Raw genomic sequence first — 18,569 nt, 5'->3', positions numbered from 1 at the left:
TTCCTATTCCAGTTAGCCCTTGCACTCCACAGGCAGAAGATAAAAAAAGAAAAGGGAATAGCCTTTCCCGTTTCAGAGGAGCTGATAGAGGAGTTCAAAAAAGCCCTCCCCTTCAAACTGACAAACGCACAGGAGAGGGTCTTAAAAGAGATAGTTGAAGATATGAAAAAGCCTGAACCCATGAACAGGCTTGTTCAGGGAGACGTGGGAAGCGGAAAAACCGTTGTTGCCGCAGCTGCAGCATTCTTTGCGGCAAAGAGCGGTTATCAGACGGCCGTAATGGCTCCATCCGAAATTCTTGCAAACCAGCACTTTAAAAAGTTTAAAGAGTTCCTCTCACCCTACGGTGTAAGGGTCGGCCTTCTAACTGGAAGCATGACGAAAAAGCAGAAAGAGACCGTTTACAGGGCAATAAAAGAGGGCTTTATTCAGGTTGTTGTTGGAACCCACGCCCTAATACAGGAAGGAGTTGAGTTTAAGAACTTAGGCCTTGCAATCATAGACGAACAGCACCGCTTTGGCGTGAAGCAGAGGGTTGAGCTGAAGAAAAAGGGAAAGATGCCGGACGTTCTTGTTATGACGGCAACTCCCATTCCCCGAACACTTGCGATGACAGCCTACGGAGACCTTGACGTCTCTGTAATAGACGAGCTTCCCGCCGGAAGGAAACCCATAGAGACAAAGATTGTCTTTGAAGATGAGAGAAACACGCTGATAGAGTTCTTCAAAGAAGAGATAGAAAAGGGCAACAGGGTCTACATCGTCTACCCACTGATAGAAGAGTCTGAAAAGTTAGAGCTCAAGGCTGCAACCGAGATGTTCCACTACTGGAGTGAAAAGCTAAAGCCCCACAAAGTTGGCCTTTTACACGGCAGGATGAAGCAGGAAGAGAAGGATGCCGTAATGGAAGCCTTTAAGAAAGGAGAGTTCTCAGTTCTCGTTTCTACAACGGTTATTGAAGTTGGAGTTGACGTTCCGGAAGCCACAGTTATGGTGATTGAACACGCAGAACGGTTCGGACTTGCACAGCTTCATCAGTTGAGGGGAAGAGTTGGAAGGGGAGACAGGCAGTCCTACTGTTTCCTCGTCACTTCAAGAGGCGTTGGAGAGGACGCCATAAAGAGGTTGAAAGTTCTTGAGTCAACAAACGACGGCTTCAAAATCGCCGAGGCAGACCTTCAGTTCAGAGGTCCCGGAGAGATATTTGGAACCAGACAGTCTGGCCTTGGAGACTTTAAGGTTGCAGACCTGAGGAGGGACTACGAAATCCTTAAAACGGCAAGGGAAGAGGCTGAAAAGCTGATTGAGAAGAACCCTGAACTTAAAGGCCTTAACGACCTTAAGGAGCTGATGAAATTCCGTTTCGGAGAAAAGTTTGACCTTGTAGAGGTAGGTTAGTAGGTTCTCTCAACTATAAAGTCTGCAACTTCAAAGAGCGCTTTTTTCAGTGGAGACTCCTCAAAGACGGAGATCTCTCCTTTAGCCCTCTCAACAAACTCCCTTGCCAGCTGGAATGTCCTCCTGTCTCCGCCCCTCTCAAGGACGATTCTCCTTATCGTATCAATTTCTTCTTGAGAAGGCTGAGGGTTTGAGAAGACCGATTCAACAGTTTCACGCTCTTCTTCTGAAAGCTCCCCCCAAACAGAGAGTAACGGGTAGGTAACCTTTCCTTCCCTTATGTCGTTTCCAGCAGGCTTTCCAATAGTCTGTGAGTCTGAGATGTAGTCAAAAGCATCGTCAACAAGCTGAAAGGCATAACCTATGTACTCTCCGTACTTTTTAAGAGCTCTCCTCTTTTCCTCACCTGCGTTTCCAACTATGGCACCACACTCACAGCAGGTTGAGAGGAGTGAAGCGGTCTTCCTGTAGATAACGTCAAAGTAGTCCTCTTCAGTTATTGAAAGGTCTCCAATTTTTTCAAGCTGGAGGAGCTCACCTTCTGCCATATCCTGAACCGTCTGAGACGCCACTTTCAAAACTTCTTCACCGCCGTAAACTGCCAGAACGTAGATGGCCTTTGCAAACATGTAGTCGCCAACCAGAACGGCAACGTCGTTTCCAAAAACCTCGTTGGCCGAAGGTCTTCCCCTTCTAAGTTTTGCTCCGTCAACAATGTCGTCGTGAAGGAGTGTCGCAGTGTGCATATACTCCATAACAGTTGCAACGGGAATGAGGCGGTTTAAGGGAGCTCCCACCATCTTCCCGGCAATGATCGTAAGGCCCGGTCTAACCCGTTTTCCGCCGCTGTCTAAAATGTATCCGCCTGCCCTTAGAACTAAAGAGACCTTACTTGAGAGGAGTTCTCTTGAAAACTCTTCCGCCCTTTCAAGCTCTTCCTTTACAACCTCAAACGGCTTAAAAATTTTCATTGTCCACCTACTTCAGCGGAATGTTCCTGCTTCCCGGTTTCACCAGAGGTTCTTTCCCCTCCTTACAGAGAGGACAGCTCTCAGGCTGGTAAACGGGAACTTCAAGTCTCCAGAGGGTCTGGAACGGAACTCCAAAGTCAACCTTTCCGCCGCTCCTGTCAACTAAACTCCCAACGGCAACAACTTCTCCGCCGTGGGCTTTAACAACTTCTATCGTCTCCTTTGTAGATTTTCCTGTCGTAACAACATCTTCAACAACAACGGCTCTCTCGCCTTTCTTTATCTCAAATCCCCTTCTGAGCGTAAGTTTACCGTCAACCCTCTCTGCAAAGATTCCCCTTACGCCTAAATGTCTTGCAGTTTCGTAAGAGACAATAATTCCCCCAATCGCCGGAGCTATAATCAGATCGTAACCAACTCCCGTCTCCTTAATCCTCCTTGCAAGTTCCCTGCAGAGAATCTCTGCGTATTCAGGATACTGCAGAACCTTTGCACACTGAAGGTAGTAGGGGCTGTGAAGACCGCTTGACAGAAGAAAGTGGCCTGTTAAGAAAGCATCAGCCTTCAGGAATATCTCCTTAATCTGCTCCTCGGTAAGCATCCTTCAACTCACCTCCTTTTTGGCTGGTGTAATTTTAGGACAAATTTCGGCAAAGTCCTTATCTTTAGCATGATTTAGAAATGGGAGGTTGAAAGATGGAGCTCCGTCAGAAAGTCCTTTCACTCTCTGAAAGTATAAAAGAAGAGGTTATCTCCTGGAGAAGGCATATCCATATGTACCCGGAGCTTTCGGGAAGGGAGTTCAATACAGCCGAATTCGTTGCTGAAAAACTGAAGGAATTTGGCGTTGATGAAGTTTTAGAAGACTTTGCCGAATCTACCGCTGTAGTTGGAATCATAAGAGGAAAAAGGGAAGGAAAAACGGTTGCCCTGAGGGCCGATATGGACGCCCTTCCAACGGAGGAGAAAACAGGAAAGCCTTATGCTTCTAAGATAAAAGGCGTTATGCACTCCTGCGGCCACGATGCCCATACGGCAATGCTCCTTGGAGCTGCAAAGGTTCTCTGCCAGATGAAAGAACACCTGAAGGGAAACGTTAAACTCATATTCCAGCCCTGCGAGGAGAGGCACGACTGTAAGGGGGCAAAGTGGCTTGTTGAACACGGAGTCCTTGAGAACCCCAAAGTTTCTGCCATTTTCGCCCTTCACGTATTTCCGGAGCTCCCCGCCGGCTACGTGGGAACAAAGGAAGGCCCTTTCCTTGCCTCATCAGACGTCTTCAGGGTAAAAGTTATCGGGAAAAGCACCCACGCCTCTCGTCCCCACCAGGGAGTTGACCCGGTAATAATGGCAGCCCAGTCAATAAACGCCCTCCACCACATAGTAAGCCGATACTTAGACCCCTTAGAGCCGGCAGTTCTCACCATCGGAAAGATTCAGGGGGGCTTTGCAGAGAACATCATTCCAGATGAAGTTGAGTTTGACGGAACGATAAGGACTTTATCAAACGAAGTTAGAGAGCGAATTCCAAAGCTGATAGAGAGAGCTCTCTCTGGAATCACATCGGCCTACGGTGGAGAGTACTCCTTCAAGTTTGAAGAGGGAACGCCTCCCCTCATAAACCACCCGGAAACCACAAAGTTTGCCGTTGAGAAGATGGGGGAGCTCCTTGGGGAAGAGAGAGTTGTAATCCTTGAGAGGCCTACAATGGGTGGGGAGGACTTCTCAGTCTACCTCCAACACGTTCCCGGAACTTTTATAAGGTTAGGAGTGAGAAACGAGGAAAAGGGAATAATCTATCCCCTCCACAACTCAAGGTTTGACATAGATGAAGACGCCCTTACCGTAGGAGTTGCAGTAGAGTCCTATCTGGCATTAACTTACCTTTAGAGGCAGTAAAACGTCGTCTAATTGAAAATCATTCTCAACAAGTGTAGAATTAAAACTGCCGCGGGGGTGGAGCTGGGCTCCTGAGACCTGCCTCTTCTGGCAGGAACCCCTGGAACCTGATCCGGGTAATGCCGGCGTAGGGAGCGGCGAGAGTCTGTCTCCCCCTCCTTACAGCCTCCCTCGTGGTAGAAATCCCAATAAGGAGGCGGTATGCAGAACCTCAGCGAAGTTGTCATCTCAGAAGCCATCATTACCTCATTTATGGAAAAACTGAAAAACCACCTTGAGTTAGACGTTGCCATTGTTGGAGGAGGACCTTCAGGTCTTGTTGCAGGTTACTACCTTGCAAAGGAAGGTTTTAAAGTGGCCATCTTTGAGAGGAAGCTCTCAATAGGCGGTGGAATGTGGGCTGGAGCCATGTTCTTTAACGAAATCGTTGTTCAAGAAATGGGAAGGGAAGTTCTGGACGAGTTTGGCGTTAACTACAGAGAGTATAAGCCGGGCTACTACCTTGCAGATGCTGTTGAGTCTGTAACAACGATAGCATCCAGAGCTGTAAAAGCAGGAGCAACAGTTTTTAATGGAGTAACTGCTGAAGACGTTGTTCTAAAGCAGGTAAACGGCCAATACAGGGTTTGTGGACTGGTTATCAACTGGACAACCGTTGATATGAACCACCTTATGGTTGACCCACTTGTAATAACTTCTAAATACGTCATTGACGCCACAGGCCACGATGCAACAGTCGTTTCAACACTTCAGAGAAAGGCCGGAATTAAGCTGAATACGGAAACCGGCTGCGTTGTTGGAGAGAAACCTCTGTGGGCTTCAGTTGGTGAGGAAGACACGGTTAAGAACTCAAAAGAGGTATTCCCGGGCATTTTCGTTAGCGGAATGGCCGCAAACGCAACCTGTGGTTCCCACAGAATGGGACCGGTTTTCGGTGGTATGCTGATGTCTGGCAAAAAGGTTGCCAGGGAAATTGCTGAAAGGCTTAAATCCAATAAGGAGGAGTAATGGCTACACTTGTTGAGCTCGTTAAAAAAGGAATCGTTCCGAAAGAGGTTGAATACTGTGCGGAATACGAGAAGAGGGATGTTGACTATATAGTTAACGGCCTGATAGAGGGAACGATAGTTATACCCGCAAATATCTACCACAGAGAGAGGGAAGACTTTACACCCCGCGCCATCGGAAAGGGACTGAAAACAAAGGTTAACGTAAACATAGGAACTTCAGGCGATATTGAGAACATAGAACTTGAGCTTGAAAAGCTACGGGTCGCCTTAAAGTATGGAACAGACGCCGTTATGGACCTTTCAACTGGTAAGTTTATTGATGAAACCAGAAGAGCAATTCTAAAAAACTCTCCGGTTATGGTTGGAACGGTTCCCATCTACCAGGCCGCAAAGGAGGCTGCAGAGAAATATGGGTTTATTGGGAAAATGACGGTAGACGACCTCTTCAACGTTATTGAGAAACACTGTCAGGACGGCGTTGACTTCATAACCGTCCACTGCGGCGTAACTCTCTCTTCGCTTGAAAGGCTCAGGAATGAAGGAAGAATAATGAACATCGTCTCCCGGGGTGGAGCCCTCATGGCCGAGTGGATGGTCTATAACGACAAAGAGAACCCCCTCTACGAGTACTACGACAGGCTCTTAGAGATTGCAAAGAAGTATGACGTAACCCTTTCACTTGGAGATGGAATGCGACCCGGGTGTATAGCCGACGCAACAGATAGGTGCCAGATTGAGGAGCTCATAACCCTTGGAGAGCTTGTTGACAGGGCAAGGGAAGCCGACGTTCAGGCTATGGTTGAAGGTCCCGGCCACGTTCCCCTTGATCAGGTAGAAGCAAACATACTCCTTCAGAAACGGCTCTGCCACGGAGCTCCCTTCTACGTCTTGGGTCCCATCGTTACAGACGTAGCTCCCGGCTACGACCACATAACCGGAGCAATTGGGGGAGCAATAGCTGCAAAGGCAGGAGCCGATTTCCTCTGCTATCTAACCCCAGCTGAACACCTGGCCTTGCCAGACGTTGAAGACGTTAAGCAGGGCGTAATAGCTGCGAGAATCGCAGGCCACGCTGCAGACATAGTTAAAGGCGTTCCGGGAGCCATTGATTGGGATATTGAAATGGCAAAGGCAAGGGAAGCCTTAGACTGGGAAAAACAGTTTGAGCTTGCCATAGACCCTGAAACCGCCCGCAGGTATAGAGAGGAGAGATCTCCCCAGGAAGACGAAAAAACCTGCACAATGTGCGGAAAACTCTGTTCAATAAAGAGAGTTGAAGACTATCTCAACAAAAAATAACTTCCGGCGGCGTTTTGCCGCCGATTTTCTAAACGGCCTTAAGTTTTCTTGTAGGTTTTCCTACAAAATAACCCTGTGCAAAATCCACTCCTAGCTCTCTACACTTAGTAAGTATCTCTTCGTTCTCTACGAACTCTGCTACCGTTTTGATGTTAAGAGACTGACACAGAACAGTAATACTCTTAACAATTGCCTCATCAAGCTGGGAATTTAGGATTTCTCTAATGAAATCCCCTTCAATTTTCACGAAATCTATCGGCAAATGTTTAACGTATAGATAAGAGGAATAACCACTTCCAAAGTCATCTATTGCAAATTTAAACCCTACTCTTCTTAAGCTTCCAACGAAAGTTTTTAGTATTTCCAGATTTCTCACAGTTTCCCTTTCCGTTATTTCAAAAACTATTTTTGACGGATCAATATCATACTTATAAACCATATCCCTTATTGTATTCAGGTAATCGTGGGCAATAATAGATTTTGGAGAAAAGTTAATAAACAAATATCCTTGATAACCGGTAGATTGAACTTCCTCAAAAACCTTATCAAGCATCTGAAGTTCAAGCTTATAAATAATTCCCATATCTTCTGCAACCTCTATAAACTTATAAGCTGGCAGGATTTCTCCGTTCTCTGTCTCTACTCTCATTAAGATTTCATGAGCTTCTACCTTTCCTGTTTTTAGGTTAAGAATAGGCTGATAATAGGGAATAATTTTGTCATGCTTCAAAGCATAAATTATGGTACTATTAAGTTTCTCCTTCTTCTCATATATCTTTTCAAGGTCCTTAATATCTGGAACTGCTATCCTATCCTTGCCCTCTTTCTTAGCCTTATACATCATATTATCGGCAACCATAAACAGGTCTTTCGGATTTGTTGCATGGTCTGGATAAACTGCTATCCCGATAGAAACTGTAGCAGAAACAGGTTTTCCATCAGGAGCCTGAATAGCGTTCTCCTCAGCCGCTCCCTTTATTCTCTGGGCTAAAGAGTAAGCCTGTTCTTCATCGGCTTCGGGCATGATTATGCAAAATTCATCTCCACCAAAACGCGCCACTATGTCAGATTTCCGGGTAATATTCTTAAGAATCCGGGCAAAGTTCTGAAGAAAAGCATCTCCAAAAGCATGGCCATAGGTATCATTTATCAGCTTAAAGTTATCAAGGTCTATCACCAAAAGGGCAAACTTGTACTTCTGCCTCCGGGCCCTGTTTACCTCATAATCCAAAAACTCCCAGAATACCCTCTGGTTGTAAAGCTCAGTCAGAGGATCTCTCGTAGCGTAGTACTCAATTTCCTTGGTATATTTTGAAATAGCCCTAATTGAACCAACCACGTTCAGTAGAGTTGTAAGAAGACCGTTAATTGCTATCTGTTGAGACTTTGTAATCGTTTTTTTAGTTGAAACTCCTATGCCAACAACGCCACCAATCTTAGGCTTATCAAGAAGAATTGACTTTATTCTCGTTTCAAGATCCCCTACATCTTCTAAACTTATACTCTTACTCTCGTCAACCACTTTATGAATTATGGTTAAGTTCCCTCTTAGAAACTTCCTGTCAAGGATGTGTCGTATTACCTCTTCCGCCTTCTTTTTGAGCAGTGAATCAGGATTCGCTGTCCAGAAAACGTAGAGTTCCCAGGCCTGATTATCAACAAAAGTAAGAACAAACACGAATACGATAGGAATATCCTCTGATAGAAAAGCAATTATCTCTTTTACTGGCGTTTCCCAGTCCTTTAGAACCTCAGAAGTAATTATCAATTTTTCCATTATTTTCAACTGATTCTCAAGAACTTCTTTGTCAACTGCCATATCACTAACATCTTCTATACATTTAAGCAAACTAACTCTCAGATTTTCTATTTCCGTTAAGAAGCTTTTCGACTTACTTAATTCATTTTCAAGATATTTTACCGTTTGATCTAACGATTTTCCTCTATTTAGTGCACTATTGATAGCTTTAATTTTGGTAGTCAAAAACCTTCTAAGAATCTCACTATAAGCAAAACTCAGTATTAGAGGAAGAATAAATACCAAAAGCATAAGTTGAACAAAAGATATCTCAAACTTTCGCACCTCCTCTGAAAAATCAAGAGCAACTGAAAGGCAGGCAGATTTTCCCAATTTGTGACACTGGAAGCATTTACTCTCAAACGGTATAGGCTGATAATGAACCACTTTACCTTTTGAAGCCTTAGTAGCTACTCTACACGCTCCCGGATGAATATCAACTTTAAGCTCTTTGCCAAAAGAAGCTTCCAGCGACTCTAAAAGCCTTCTCAATTGTTCCTTAGAATGGGGGAAATTAAAGTTCTTACAGATCTCTTCGTTCAACAGTCGGCTTATTGACTCTGCCGTTTTTACCTTATTCCCTATAAAAATTTCCTTTGTTCTCCTTTCTAAATAATCGTAAACGAAAAACAGAGTTAGTATTAAGCCCAAGACCGTTGTTATGAGTGTGAACTGCCTCAGGCTTAATTGCATTCGTTCCCTCCTTGAATTAAGGTATATAGAATTTAATAAGATTATATAACCTCAAATATTACTTAAGGCAATAGATAAGAAGTTCCTGTTAAAATTGACCTACACCTGACCTTCAGGAGGAACTATGCTTGCAAAAAGGATTATTCCCTGCTTGGACGTGAAAGAGGGAAGGGTTGTTAAGGGAGTGAACTTTGTTAATCTGATAGATGCAGGAGACCCTGTTGAGAACGCCAAAGTTTACGACGAGCAGGGGGCAGATGAGCTCGTCTTCTTAGACATCACGGCAAGCTACGAGAAAAGAGGAATAATGATAGACGTTGTTAGGCGAACGGCTGAAGAGGTTTTTATGCCTTTAACTGTTGGTGGGGGTGTAAGGACTGTTGAAGACATAAGAAATCTGTTAAACGCCGGAGCAGACAAAGTTTCAATAAACACTGCTGCGGTTAAGAACCCAGAGCTCATAACTGAAGGAGCAAAGCTCTTTGGTTCTCAGTGTATCGTTGTTGCCATTGACGCAAAGAGGAATGGAGAGAGCTGGGAGGTTTACATTCACGGAGGGAGAACACCAACTGGTAAAGATGCAGTTGAGTGGGCTAAGGAGGTTGTTGACAGGGGAGCAGGAGAGATTCTCCTTACTTCTATGGATAGAGATGGAACAAAGGCAGGTTACGACATAGAGCTTACAAGGGCTATCTCTGAGGCCGTTTCAGTTCCTGTTATCGCTTCAGGGGGAGCCGGTAAGCCTGAACACTTCTACGAGGGGCTTACACAAGGTAAGGCCGATGCTGTTCTTGCCGCCTCTGTTTTCCACTTCAGGGAGATTTCAATTCCAGAACTTAAAAAATATCTAAAAGAAAAGGGAGTATGGGTGAGGGTTTAGAGGGAGAGAAGGAGCTCCCTCACCCTCTTCTCTATCTCATCCCTCACCTGTCTAAAAACTTCCAGTCTTTCATTTTCCGTTCCACTGGCCTTTGCAGGATCTGGAAGGCCCCAATGGATTGTTTTTGCTCCGGGAACAACCGGACATCTTTCGGCAGCATCGCCGCAAAGGGTTATAACAAAGTTAAGCTTACTGAAGGGTATTTCCTCAAGGCTCTTTGATCTCTGGTCTGATATGTCTATTCCCTTTTCGGCCATTACCTTTACCGCCAGAGGGTGGATGTATCCAGCAGGCTCTGAACCTGCAGAGAAAACCTCAACCTCTTTACTTAACTTTTCTGCGTAGAACTTTCCGAAACCTTCTGCCATCTGGCTTCTTGCAGAGTTCCCAGTGCAGATAAATCCTATTTTCATAATCTCTCCAGTTCAGAACGGGCGAAAGAACCGCCCAAATTAAACCCTGTCCTTAAGAAGAAGCCAGAGCCTCTTCTTGGCTTCCTCTGAGATGTACTCCGGCTTTGTCTGGATGGCTCCAACGAGGGCCTTTCTTGCCGGTGAGTTTTCAAGGTCTTCAGGTTTAATAGTTTCAACAACTCTCTTTATCATCTTCTTTGCGTTCTCAACGTTCCTTGCCATCGTTGCCAGAACCTTCTCTACGTTTACCTCTTCTCCCTCTTTCCAAACGTCGTAGTCTGTTGCAAGGGCTACTGCAGAGTAGGGAATTTCGGCCTCCCTTGCAAGCTTTGCTTCCGGAATGTTTGTCATTCCGATAACGTCAACGCCCCAGCTCCTGTAGATTTTTGACTCTGCCTTTGTTGAAAACTGAGGTCCTTCAATACAGATGTAGGTTCCTTCCCTGTGGACAGGAATTCCCTCTTCTATACAGGCGTTGTAAATGATTTCGTTAAGGAAGGGGCAGGTCGGAGTGTCAAAGGGAATGTGGGCAACGATGCCGTTTCCAAAGAATGTTGAGGGTCTGTTCTTTGTTCGGTCAAAATACTGTGTAACGATTACGAAATCTCCTGGCTTAATCTCTTCCTTCATTGAACCTACGGCGCTTACTGAGATTATGCAGTCTACTCCAAGCATCTTAAAGCCGTAGATGTTAGCTCTGTAAGGAACTTCTGAGGGAAGGTAAACGTGCCCCCTGCCGTGGCGAGGTAGGAAGTAAACTTCTTTGTCTCCAAGCTTTCCACAGATGTAGGCGTCTGAAGGTTCTCCAAACGGAGTATCCAGTCTTATCTCCTTAACGTCTGTAAGCCCTTCTATGTCGTAAAGTCCGCTTCCGCCGATTACTCCTATTTTCATCTACTCTCCTCCTTTAAACTCAAGTTCTTTTCCCTTCAGCTTGATGATCGTTCCCATTCCCCAGACGTTTATCACTTTATCGCCATCTTTGTCTGTTCCTTCTAAAATTGTTATTTTGATGTTCTTTACTCCGTCTGCCTGAAGCTGTTGTGCCTGCTGTTCTAACATTCCTACAACCCTCATTACAGGGTCTATGGGGAGCTCCCCATTAAACCACGTTTTCTGCTTCTGTTGAGCAAAGGCATAAGCGATGTTTACAATTTCGTGGGGCTGTGGAACTTCTCCAAAAGAGAGAACCATCACTTCCTCCTTTCATTCATAAGTTTTCTGGTAAAGAATTTTAGCCGATTAAGGAGGTAGTTATGGTCTTAAGGAATTTTGAGGAGCTCTCTTCACTTGTTGAGAAACTGAGAGAGGAAGGAAAGCGAATCGTATTTACAAACGGCTGTTTTGACATTATCCATGCCGGCCACGTTGACTATTTGGAAAAAGCAAAATCTTTCGGAGATTTCCTCATTGTAGGAATGAACAGTGACAGTTCAATAAAGAAGATAAAAGGAGAAAAAAGACCCATAATTCCAGAAAACTACAGAGCAAGAGTTCTTGAAGGTTTAAAACCCGTTGACTGTGTTTTTATATTTGATGAAGAAACTCCTCTTAAGGTTGTTAAAATTGTTAAACCTGACGTTTTAGTAAAAGGAGCAGATTGGCCTATAGAGAAAATAATCGGCAGAGAATTCGCAAAAGAAGTTAAAAGAATTCCTTTTAAATTTGACATATCAACGACGAAAATTATTGAAAAAATTTTAAAAATATACGGAAATTAAACAGCACTAAACAGGAATCTAAGAGGAACAGTAGCATAACTACCTTTAGGCAGAGAGAAACTCAAAAGAAGTCCCAGATGGAGCTTTTCAATGGAAATCTTCTGAGGTTTTACAAGTGTCTTTCTCGTAAAAGGGTGGAAAAAATCTGTATAGGGGAAAAGCAGTTTTTCGTCTATTTTGAATTTCTTAATTAAACTCCTATAGATTCTTGAAACGGGAATGTATGAAGGGAGCTCCCCCGGAATCTCAACTTTTTCTAAGGGAAAGAGGAGCTCCCCGGCCCTATACCGAAACTTCACTGTTTCAACGCCTGAATCTTCTATAAGGCTTTTAAGTTTTTCGTTAAAGAGGAGAGACTGGAGAACGTTCATCTGAAATTCCAGTTCCTCTTCAGGTATCAGCTTAAAGGCCTCTTTTAGAGTGCCTCCCTTTTTCAGAAAAGCAGCAATTTTTCTCCTCCAGCCTCTCAGTAGCTTTTCGGCAGTGGCGTAATCTCCAGAAATGAACGCTTTTTTGCCCTTTCTTTCCCGGGAGCTCTCCCATCCGGCAGGCTTAAAGAGAAACAGCAGTGCTTTTTCTCTGTTTTTTAGATGCTGAACGAAGAGCTCTCCGTCTCTAACAGATGTAAACCTCTGCTCTCCGTAGTAATTGGGGAAACCGAAATCTTTTAAAATCTTTAACCTTTCTTCGGGAAACTCTTTTACTCCCTCAACAAGGATGGTAAACCTGTTGCCTGAAACCACTTTTTCAACGGGAACTTCTAAAAAACCGGCCTCTTTCAGCTTCAGGTTTGGAAGGGAAACCTCCTTTAGGTGAAACTTTGCCGGAACGCTTATGAACTGAACAGTCTCAGCGTTTTTGTCCTTGATCCCACCGTAGGAGATGAGTTTAAATGGAAGAGAGCTCTCTCTGGCTATTTTCTTTAAGACCGGCAGGGTTTCAAGTCCCTTTTTGTAGAGCCTGTAAACCCTGTGTTCGCCTTTATTTTTCAGCGGCCGGTTCAGGATCTCTTCAACCTTGAAGTGTTCAGGTCTGCTTTTGATTTTCAAGTTCTCTCTCCTTAAAATTTCAGATAGAAAAGATAGAACCGGGAGGAAGGAATGAAAATCTACCTGATAGTCTTCTCACCAAGCTGTGCAGAAGGGACTTTTATGTTTGCAGAGGAGCTTGAGTTTGTAAACGACGCCCACGTTAGGGCTTCCGGCTACTTTGCCTTTAAGGAAGATATCTCCGAATATAGAAGGCTAAAAAAAGAAGGCGCCAAGAAGAGAACCCTCATAATTCCACAGAGTTCCTACAGCTTTATAGAGGAGTTGGAAGTTTAAAACTTGACCCCCTCGCCAGAGCTGGTATAAATTATGCTCCACTTTAACCACCTACGGAGGTTCGGTAATGTATGCCGTGATAAAAACAGGCGGAAAGCAGTATGTTGTGGAGCCCGGTCAGGTTTTAAAGGTTGAGAAGCTCAACCTACCTGAAGGGTCCGAAGTAGAGTTTGAAGCTCTGATGGTAAGGGACGACGACGGGAACGTAAAGGTTGGCCCTGAGGCTAAGGGAGCAAAGGTTAAGGCAACTGTTGTTCGCCACGGTAAAGGCAAGAAGATTATCGTCTTCAAGTACAAGGCCAAGAAGCACTACCAGAGGAAATACGGCCACCGTCAGCACTTTACAGAGATTCAGGTTAACGAAATCGTAAGCTAATTGGAGGTTTGCCATGGCACATAAGAAAGGTATGGGTTCTACCAAGAACGGTAGGGACTCAATCGGTAAAAGGCTTGGCGTTAAGAGGCACGACGGCCAGGTAGTTAAGGCCGGAAACATCATCGTTCGCCAGAGGGGAACTTCCATCCACCCAGGCCAGAACGTTGGGATGGGAAGTGACTACACCCTCTTTGCCCTCATTGACGGCGTTGTGAAGTTTGAGACAAGGAGAAATAAGAAGTTCGTTAGCGTTTACCCCCTCCAGTAAGCCCCCAAAAGTGGGGGCTTTCCCCCTAAACAATCAGGTAGAGAATAAGTATTCCGACGACTTCCCCAACTGCAAGAAGGATAAAACCGGGAGTTGTGAGTCTGAAGAGCTCCTTAGTTCCCATTGAGACCGTTAAGAACCACTTGAAAAGGGTATTCACAAAAGCCGAAAGCAGAACTGCAATTACTCCGGGAATAAGCATTACAGCACCTGAAGCAAAGAGCTTTGAAACGGAAAGGGTTAAAGGGTCTACGTCTGAAAGGCCTGAAAGGGCGGCAACGGCGTAAAGTCCCAAGTCTCCAAAGTATTTCAGGGCTTCCCGTGAAACAAAGAGAATAAAGGCGTAAAAGAGGCCGAACTTAAAGGCCGTTGAGAGCTCAAAGGGGTTGTTAACGTTAACCTGAGCCTGCCTCTTTGAGGATTTTTTCGTGAGCCAGTAGGCGTATACAACGCCGAAAGAGAAGGCAACCAGGGAGGGAACGATTAAGTATTTTGCAAAGTGGGGACTCACTATTGCGGCAAGGACGGTCATTCTGGGAAACATTATTGCAGAAGCTCCAACTATACCTGCAGCGTACTCCCTTGTTAAAACCGGGTTTATCCGTGCAAGGGGAGAAAATGTGGCGGTAACGGCCGTGCTTGAGACAAGCCCTCCTATGAGGCCCGCTATGAGAACTCCCCTTTCACCTGCAAACTTTGTGAGTATGTAGCCCAAAAAGTCTATTGATGAAATAACAACAACCATTGTCCACACTTCCCGTGGGTTAACGCCGTAGAAACTGGTATCTGGAAGGAGCGGGTAGATTACAACTGTAACGGCGGCAAACTTTAGAAATGCGTAGAGGTCTTCAAGGGTTAGGTGTTTTACAAAGGCATGCATCTGTTTTTTAAAAGAGAGAACCGCCAGAACGGAAATGGTTAAGAGTGCCGAAAGCTGGTAGTTTCCTGTGTAGCAGAGAAGACCTATCAGGTAGGTAATCACTCCGGAGATTTCTGAGGTAAGGCCGGGAGCTCTCTCTAAAAACTCTGAGATTCCAATAAGGAGAATAAGGCCAGAGAGGGAAACGTAGACGATCGGTAGGCCGAAATGGGAAGAGAGAGCTCCCGAGAGCGTTCCAAACAGAGAGATGAGGGTAAAGGTTCTAACGCCGCCAAAAGAATTCTTTTTCTCTCTCTGTTTCTTAAATTCCCTCTCAACACCAACAAGCCCGCCGAGAAGAAGCGAAACAACGTAAGGCTCGTAGAGTTTCCAGACCTCTGAGTTGACAAATTCTTTAAGGAGTTCCACCGTAGAGCTCCCTCTCCAGAACCTCCCTCATAGTTTCAACAGGAGCCTTTTTTCCCGTCCATATCTCAAAGGCAACAGCTCCCTGATATACAAGCATTCCAAGGCCGTTAACAGCTTTACACCCTTTCTCCTTTGCGGCCTTTAAGAGAGGCGTTTCAGGTGGGTTGTAGATGATGTCAACAACGGTTACTCCCTCTGGAATCTTAGAGTAGTCAAAGAGGTGAGGGTCGTCGGGCTTCATTCCGACAGAGGTCGTGTTGACTATCATGTCAACCTCTTTCAGCAGGGTTTCAACTGTTGACTCCTTTAGCGGGAAGACCAGAACGTTTCCACGCTTGCCGAGGAGTTCTCCAACTTCCCTTGCCCTCTGAAAGTTCCTGTTAACTACGTAGAGAAAGCTCACGCCACCTTTCAAAAGGGCGTATCCAACGGCTCTTCCAGCACCTCCGGCACCGAACATAAGGGCTTTTTTTCCTTCAAGCTCAACTCCTTCTTCAACTAAAGACCTTAAAAAGCCCTCTGCGTCTGTGTTGTAGCCGGTGAGCTCCCCATTTTCGTTCTTAACGGTGTTTACAGCCCCAAGGAGCTCCGCCTCTTCAGAAAGGTAATCAAGGTGTTCAATAATCCTTTCTTTGTGGGGAACCGTAACGTTTAAACCCTTTACACCAAGGGCTCTTACCCCATTAACCGCCTCTTTCAGGTTCTCAGGTTCAACTTCAAACGGAACGTAAACGGCGTCTACTCCCACCTCTTCAAAAGCTGCGTTCTGCATTAAAGGAGAAAGAGAGTGTTTTACAGGGTATCCGAAAATTCCGTAAACAGAGGTCTTCCCAGTTATTTTCATACCTCCTCCCTGAACCTGCACTTTTCTCCCTGATAAGTATCTCTCTCCTCAAACCGTTTTCTTATAAGGTTTATAACCCTGTTTTTCTCCCTGTGACTGCACCAAGCAGGACCTATCAACAGATCTTCTGGAGCTTCCCCTGTAATTCTTTGGATAACTGTCTTTTCAGGGAGTCTCTCTATGAAGTCAACAATCAGATCCACGTATTCCTCAAGAGAGAGAAGGGGAAAACGCTCCTTCAGGTATATCTCTTCAAGCTTTGTATTTTTTATAACGTGAAGGGGATGAATCTTAACGCCGTCAAGCCTTAAGGAGGCCAAAAAGTCTGCAGTTTCCATCATGTCTAAATAGTCTTCCGTTGGAAGGCCTAAAATAACGTGGGCGCAAACGTTTATCCCCTTAAACTTCCTGGTCCTTAGAACGGCGTCAACAAAGTCTGAAACTCCGTGGCCCCTGTTCATCCACCTGAGTGATTTAAAGTGGGAGCTCTCAAGGCCGTATTCAATCCAGACAAGATAGTCTTTGGAATAAGAGGCAATAAGCTCTAAAGTTTCGTCTGGAACGCAGTCAGGCCTCGTTCCCACTATTAAACCAACAACTTCTGGAAAATCTTTTATTACATCGTAGAGGGGCTTAAGCTGAGAGACGGGAGCGTAGGTGTTTGTATAGGCCTGAAAGTAGACTAGAAACTTTTTAGCACCGTACCGTTTTCTAACCCGTTCAATCCCTTCAGCTATCTGCTCTTTAACCGATTTTCTCTTCTTTTCTACGTTGTAGTCTGAACCGGAATAACAGTAGATACAGCCCCCCGTCCCCTTTGTCCCATCTCTGTTCGGGCAAGTAAACCCGGCGTCAACTGTTACTCTGAAAACTTTCTCTCCGAAAAGCTCCTTCAGGTAGCGGGAGTAGGAGTAGTATCTCTCCAACTACTCCTCCTCTTCCTCAAACTCAATTCCTATAGGAACAAACTCTGCAACGTCTGAAAGGCCCCACTCCTCAAACTTCTTACTTCCAAGCTCCTCACACTCAATGGGAACGACAAAGATAAACCCTTCGCCTGAGCGCCTGCAGTGTTCTGCTATAGCCTTCGCTCTCTTCTCAGCCTCTTCTGTCTGAAGAGTTTGACAGTCTTCAACCTGAACGGCTATCTGCTGTCTCTCCCCCTCTTCATTCTCAAAAACGGCTAAGAAGTCGGGAAGGTACTCCTCTCCTTCAGCTTCGGGCTCGTAGAGTTCAAAACCCTCCTCTTCCATCAAAACAGCCATAACCTCAATTAGTTCCTCTCTCGTAAGTCCTCTTTCCATAGCTTCCTCCAGAGTAAGTTGACGTAAACTTATGAAATTTTCCCCTATTAACCAATTTTATAGCTTATAATTCCTCTGAAACAGGGTAGAGCAAAGGTAAAGTAGAATGATAAGCTCCTCAAACTTTAAAGAAAAAACTCAGGAATTCCTAAAGCCAGTTGCAGAAAACATAGGAAGCTTGGGGATTTCTCCAAACGCTGTAACTTTAACAGGTTTTATTCTTTCTGCTATGGCAGGAATATTCTTAGCCTTAGGAAACCTGTTAAACGGAACCATGCTCCTTGCCCTCTCTGGCGCCTGCGACGTTTTTGACGGCATTCTCGCCAGAACAACTAAAAGAACAACAAAATTTGGAGCCTTCTTTGACTCTTTCTTAGATAGATACGCAGATTTTTTTCCTCTGGCCGGTCTTCTCTACTACGGCCATCTAACAGGTAACGAGGTATTGCTTTTGGGTTCCCTCTTCTCCATATCGGGAGCTTTTGCAACGAGCTACGCAAGAGCAAGAGCAGAGTCTTTAGGAGCCGAGTGTAAAGTAGGTATCTTTGAAAGGCCTGAAAGGGTTGTTCTACTCATATTGGGTCTTCTCTTCGGATATCCTACCGAGACAACAGTTCTACTTGCACTATTCTCAAACCTTACGGCACTCCAGAGGCTTTTCTGCGCTTTAGAGAGGCTCCGTTGAGAGGATTTCTCCTGTTCTTAGTAACGCTCATTTTAGCGCTGATGTTGGGAATCTTCGGTTTTTTCCTCCTTTTAAAAAAAGAAGTCTCAAAGAAAAAGGAAGTTAACTTAACCCTGAAGGTTAAAGAGGGAACAAGCATTAAGGAACTGATTGAAGAGCTCCACTCAAAAGGCATCGTAGAACATCCCCAGCTAATCTACTACTGGGCAAGGTACGAAACCTTTGAGCCAAAAGCTGGATGCTACAGCATAAAGGGTAAACTGAACTTAAAAGAAATATTTAAAGAGTTTGAAAAGGGAAGTCCCTGCCTTAAGAAATTTACAGTCCCACCGGGCTCTGACCTGTTCGTTCTTGACAGGCTCTTTACAAAAGAGAGAATTTGTAAAAAGGGGGAACT

At 45.0% G+C, this 18,569-nt stretch carries 22 protein-coding genes and 1 riboswitch; of the genes, 11 read left to right on the top strand and 11 right to left on the bottom strand.

Annotated features, from left to right (window positions below; translation table 11 throughout):
* Positions 1-1,398, top strand: a 1,398-nt coding sequence (gene recG, locus F8H35_RS08355) for an ATP-dependent DNA helicase RecG (protein ID WP_472573084.1), incomplete at its 5' end; no start/stop codon positions are given.
* Here the strand turns inward: recG and F8H35_RS08350 are convergent.
* Together F8H35_RS08350 and pyrE are read right to left on the bottom strand one after the other, a co-directional pair.
* Complete coding sequence (locus F8H35_RS08350) at positions 1,395-2,369, bottom strand: polyprenyl synthetase family protein (protein ID WP_472573083.1); 975 nt, start codon at positions 2,367-2,369, stop codon at positions 1,395-1,397. The genes recG and F8H35_RS08350 overlap by 4 nt on opposite strands.
* A gap of 7 nt (positions 2,370-2,376) precedes the next feature.
* Positions 2,377-2,970, bottom strand: coding sequence for an orotate phosphoribosyltransferase (gene pyrE, locus F8H35_RS08345; protein ID WP_472573082.1), 594 nt, complete (start codon positions 2,968-2,970; stop codon positions 2,377-2,379).
* Positions 2,971-3,065: 95 nt separating this feature from the next.
* Here pyrE and F8H35_RS08340 point away from each other — a divergent pair, with 95 nt between their 5' ends.
* The 3 genes from F8H35_RS08340 to thiC all read left to right on the top strand — a co-directional run bounded on the left by F8H35_RS08340 (position 3,066) and on the right by thiC (position 6,577).
* Positions 3,066-4,259 (top strand): M20 metallopeptidase family protein, encoded by a 1,194-nt coding sequence (locus tag F8H35_RS08340; RefSeq protein WP_472573081.1) that lies wholly within the window; start codon positions 3,066-3,068, stop codon positions 4,257-4,259.
* A gap of 52 nt (positions 4,260-4,311) precedes the next feature.
* Positions 4,312-4,419, top strand: a riboswitch (TPP riboswitch).
* Between the two features lie 50 nt (positions 4,420-4,469).
* Positions 4,470-5,276: a sulfide-dependent adenosine diphosphate thiazole synthase gene (locus F8H35_RS08335; protein ID WP_472573080.1), complete on the top strand. Its 807-nt coding sequence runs from the start codon at positions 4,470-4,472 to the stop codon at positions 5,274-5,276.
* Positions 5,276-6,577, top strand: a complete 1,302-nt coding sequence (gene thiC / locus F8H35_RS08330; protein WP_472573079.1) for a phosphomethylpyrimidine synthase ThiC — start codon at positions 5,276-5,278, stop codon at positions 6,575-6,577. Before F8H35_RS08335 ends, thiC begins: the two co-directional genes overlap by 1 nt.
* A gap of 28 nt (positions 6,578-6,605) precedes the next feature.
* Here thiC and F8H35_RS08325 read toward each other — a convergent pair whose 3' ends face one another.
* Positions 6,606-9,068 (bottom strand): EAL domain-containing protein, encoded by a 2,463-nt coding sequence (locus tag F8H35_RS08325; protein ID WP_472573078.1) that lies wholly within the window; start codon positions 9,066-9,068, stop codon positions 6,606-6,608.
* Positions 9,069-9,192: 124 nt separating this feature from the next.
* On the opposite strand from F8H35_RS08325, the gene hisF reads away from it, so the two are divergent.
* Positions 9,193-9,948: an imidazole glycerol phosphate synthase subunit HisF gene (gene hisF, locus F8H35_RS08320; RefSeq protein ID WP_472573077.1), complete on the top strand. Its 756-nt coding sequence runs from the start codon at positions 9,193-9,195 to the stop codon at positions 9,946-9,948.
* Here the strand turns inward: hisF and F8H35_RS08315 are convergent.
* Genes F8H35_RS08315 through F8H35_RS08305 form a run of 3 tightly spaced genes read right to left on the bottom strand, consistent with a single transcriptional unit; the run spans position 9,945 to position 11,555 of the window.
* Positions 9,945-10,361 (bottom strand): arsenate reductase ArsC, encoded by a 417-nt coding sequence (locus F8H35_RS08315; RefSeq protein ID WP_472573076.1) that lies wholly within the window; start codon positions 10,359-10,361, stop codon positions 9,945-9,947. The genes hisF and F8H35_RS08315 overlap by 4 nt on opposite strands.
* A 39-nt stretch (positions 10,362-10,400) precedes the next feature.
* Entirely contained in the window at positions 10,401-11,255 is an 855-nt protein-coding gene (mtnP, locus tag F8H35_RS08310) for an S-methyl-5'-thioadenosine phosphorylase (protein ID WP_472573075.1), read from the bottom strand.
* Positions 11,256-11,555 carry a hypothetical protein gene (locus tag F8H35_RS08305; protein ID WP_472568774.1) on the bottom strand — a complete coding sequence of 100 codons (300 nt, stop codon included), beginning with the start codon at positions 11,553-11,555 and terminating at the stop codon, positions 11,256-11,258.
* Positions 11,556-11,617: 62 nt separating this feature from the next.
* Between F8H35_RS08305 and rfaE2 the strand changes: the two genes are divergently transcribed.
* Positions 11,618-12,082 carry a D-glycero-beta-D-manno-heptose 1-phosphate adenylyltransferase gene (gene rfaE2, locus F8H35_RS08300; protein WP_472573074.1) on the top strand — a complete coding sequence of 155 codons (465 nt, stop codon included), beginning with the start codon at positions 11,618-11,620 and terminating at the stop codon, positions 12,080-12,082.
* Here the strand turns inward: rfaE2 and truD are convergent.
* Positions 12,079-13,131: a tRNA pseudouridine(13) synthase TruD gene (gene truD / locus F8H35_RS08295; RefSeq protein ID WP_472573073.1), complete on the bottom strand. Its 1,053-nt coding sequence runs from the start codon at positions 13,129-13,131 to the stop codon at positions 12,079-12,081. The genes rfaE2 and truD overlap by 4 nt on opposite strands.
* A 51-nt stretch (positions 13,132-13,182) precedes the next feature.
* Between truD and F8H35_RS08290 the strand changes: the two genes are divergently transcribed.
* The 3 genes from F8H35_RS08290 (at position 13,183) to rpmA (ending at position 14,051) form a co-directional block, all read left to right on the top strand.
* Entirely contained in the window at positions 13,183-13,407 is a 225-nt protein-coding gene (locus tag F8H35_RS08290) for a hypothetical protein (RefSeq protein WP_472573072.1), read from the top strand.
* A 67-nt stretch (positions 13,408-13,474) separates the two neighbouring features.
* The gene (gene rplU, locus F8H35_RS08285; RefSeq protein ID WP_472568832.1) at positions 13,475-13,783 is read left to right on the top strand and encodes a 50S ribosomal protein L21; all 309 of its coding nucleotides are present in this window, start codon (positions 13,475-13,477) and stop codon (positions 13,781-13,783) included.
* A gap of 13 nt (positions 13,784-13,796) precedes the next feature.
* Positions 13,797-14,051, top strand: a complete 255-nt coding sequence (rpmA, locus tag F8H35_RS08280; RefSeq protein WP_472573071.1) for a 50S ribosomal protein L27 — start codon at positions 13,797-13,799, stop codon at positions 14,049-14,051.
* Between the two features lie 25 nt (positions 14,052-14,076).
* Here the strand turns inward: rpmA and F8H35_RS08275 are convergent, their stop codons facing one another.
* The 4 genes from F8H35_RS08275 to F8H35_RS08260 are packed head-to-tail and all read right to left on the bottom strand — an operon-like array spanning position 14,077 to position 17,487.
* Complete coding sequence (locus tag F8H35_RS08275) at positions 14,077-15,339, bottom strand: MgtC/SapB family protein (RefSeq protein WP_472573070.1); 1,263 nt, start codon at positions 15,337-15,339, stop codon at positions 14,077-14,079.
* Positions 15,326-16,183: a shikimate dehydrogenase gene (locus tag F8H35_RS08270; protein ID WP_472573069.1), complete on the bottom strand. Its 858-nt coding sequence runs from the start codon at positions 16,181-16,183 to the stop codon at positions 15,326-15,328. The genes F8H35_RS08275 and F8H35_RS08270 overlap by 14 nt, the downstream gene beginning before the upstream one ends.
* Entirely contained in the window at positions 16,180-17,109 is a 930-nt protein-coding gene (mnmL, locus tag F8H35_RS08265; RefSeq protein ID WP_472573068.1) for a tRNA modification radical SAM protein MnmL/YtqA, read from the bottom strand. The genes F8H35_RS08270 and mnmL overlap by 4 nt, the downstream gene beginning before the upstream one ends.
* The gene (locus F8H35_RS08260; protein ID WP_472573067.1) at positions 17,110-17,487 is read right to left on the bottom strand and encodes a hypothetical protein; all 378 of its coding nucleotides are present in this window, start codon (positions 17,485-17,487) and stop codon (positions 17,110-17,112) included.
* A 106-nt stretch (positions 17,488-17,593) separates the two neighbouring features.
* On the opposite strand from F8H35_RS08260, the gene F8H35_RS08255 reads away from it, so the two are divergent.
* Positions 17,594-18,172 carry a CDP-alcohol phosphatidyltransferase family protein gene (locus F8H35_RS08255; protein ID WP_472573066.1) on the top strand — a complete coding sequence of 193 codons (579 nt, stop codon included), beginning with the start codon at positions 17,594-17,596 and terminating at the stop codon, positions 18,170-18,172.
* Positions 18,169-18,569, top strand: a 401-nt coding sequence (locus F8H35_RS08250; RefSeq protein WP_472573065.1) for an endolytic transglycosylase MltG, incomplete at its 3' end; no start/stop codon positions are given. The genes F8H35_RS08255 and F8H35_RS08250, both read left to right, overlap by 4 nt.

The organism is Thermovibrio sp., from assembly GCA_015488335.1.
GTDB lineage: Bacteria > Aquificota > Aquificia > Desulfurobacteriales > Desulfurobacteriaceae > Balnearium.
This window is presented reverse-complemented; position numbering and strand designations above follow the sequence as displayed.

Excerpts from the sequence above, each read along its gene's own strand:
- F8H35_RS08350 (WP_472573083.1), bottom strand. The coding sequence starts at position 2,369 with ATGAAAATTTTTAAGCCGTTTGAGGTTGTAAAGGAAGAGCTTGAAAGG.
- pyrE (WP_472573082.1), bottom strand. The coding sequence starts at position 2,970 with ATGCTTACCGAGGAGCAGATTAAGGAGATATTCCTGAAGGCTGATGCT.
- F8H35_RS08340 (WP_472573081.1), top strand. The coding sequence starts at position 3,066 with ATGGAGCTCCGTCAGAAAGTCCTTTCACTCTCTGAAAGTATAAAAGAA.
- F8H35_RS08335 (WP_472573080.1), top strand. The coding sequence starts at position 4,470 with ATGCAGAACCTCAGCGAAGTTGTCATCTCAGAAGCCATCATTACCTCA.
- thiC (WP_472573079.1), top strand. The coding sequence starts at position 5,276 with ATGGCTACACTTGTTGAGCTCGTTAAAAAAGGAATCGTTCCGAAAGAG.
- F8H35_RS08325 (WP_472573078.1), bottom strand. The coding sequence starts at position 9,068 with ATGCAATTAAGCCTGAGGCAGTTCACACTCATAACAACGGTCTTGGGC.
- hisF (WP_472573077.1), top strand. The coding sequence starts at position 9,193 with ATGCTTGCAAAAAGGATTATTCCCTGCTTGGACGTGAAAGAGGGAAGG.
- F8H35_RS08315 (WP_472573076.1), bottom strand. The coding sequence starts at position 10,361 with ATGAAAATAGGATTTATCTGCACTGGGAACTCTGCAAGAAGCCAGATG.
- mtnP (WP_472573075.1), bottom strand. The coding sequence starts at position 11,255 with ATGAAAATAGGAGTAATCGGCGGAAGCGGACTTTACGACATAGAAGGG.
- F8H35_RS08305 (WP_472568774.1), bottom strand. The coding sequence starts at position 11,555 with ATGGTTCTCTCTTTTGGAGAAGTTCCACAGCCCCACGAAATTGTAAAC.
- rfaE2 (WP_472573074.1), top strand. The coding sequence starts at position 11,618 with ATGGTCTTAAGGAATTTTGAGGAGCTCTCTTCACTTGTTGAGAAACTG.
- F8H35_RS08290 (WP_472573072.1), top strand. The coding sequence starts at position 13,183 with ATGAAAATCTACCTGATAGTCTTCTCACCAAGCTGTGCAGAAGGGACT.
- rplU (WP_472568832.1), top strand. The coding sequence starts at position 13,475 with ATGTATGCCGTGATAAAAACAGGCGGAAAGCAGTATGTTGTGGAGCCC.
- rpmA (WP_472573071.1), top strand. The coding sequence starts at position 13,797 with ATGGCACATAAGAAAGGTATGGGTTCTACCAAGAACGGTAGGGACTCA.
- F8H35_RS08270 (WP_472573069.1), bottom strand. The coding sequence starts at position 16,183 with ATGAAAATAACTGGGAAGACCTCTGTTTACGGAATTTTCGGATACCCT.
- F8H35_RS08260 (WP_472573067.1), bottom strand. The coding sequence starts at position 17,487 with ATGGAAAGAGGACTTACGAGAGAGGAACTAATTGAGGTTATGGCTGTT.
- F8H35_RS08255 (WP_472573066.1), top strand. The coding sequence starts at position 17,594 with ATGATAAGCTCCTCAAACTTTAAAGAAAAAACTCAGGAATTCCTAAAG.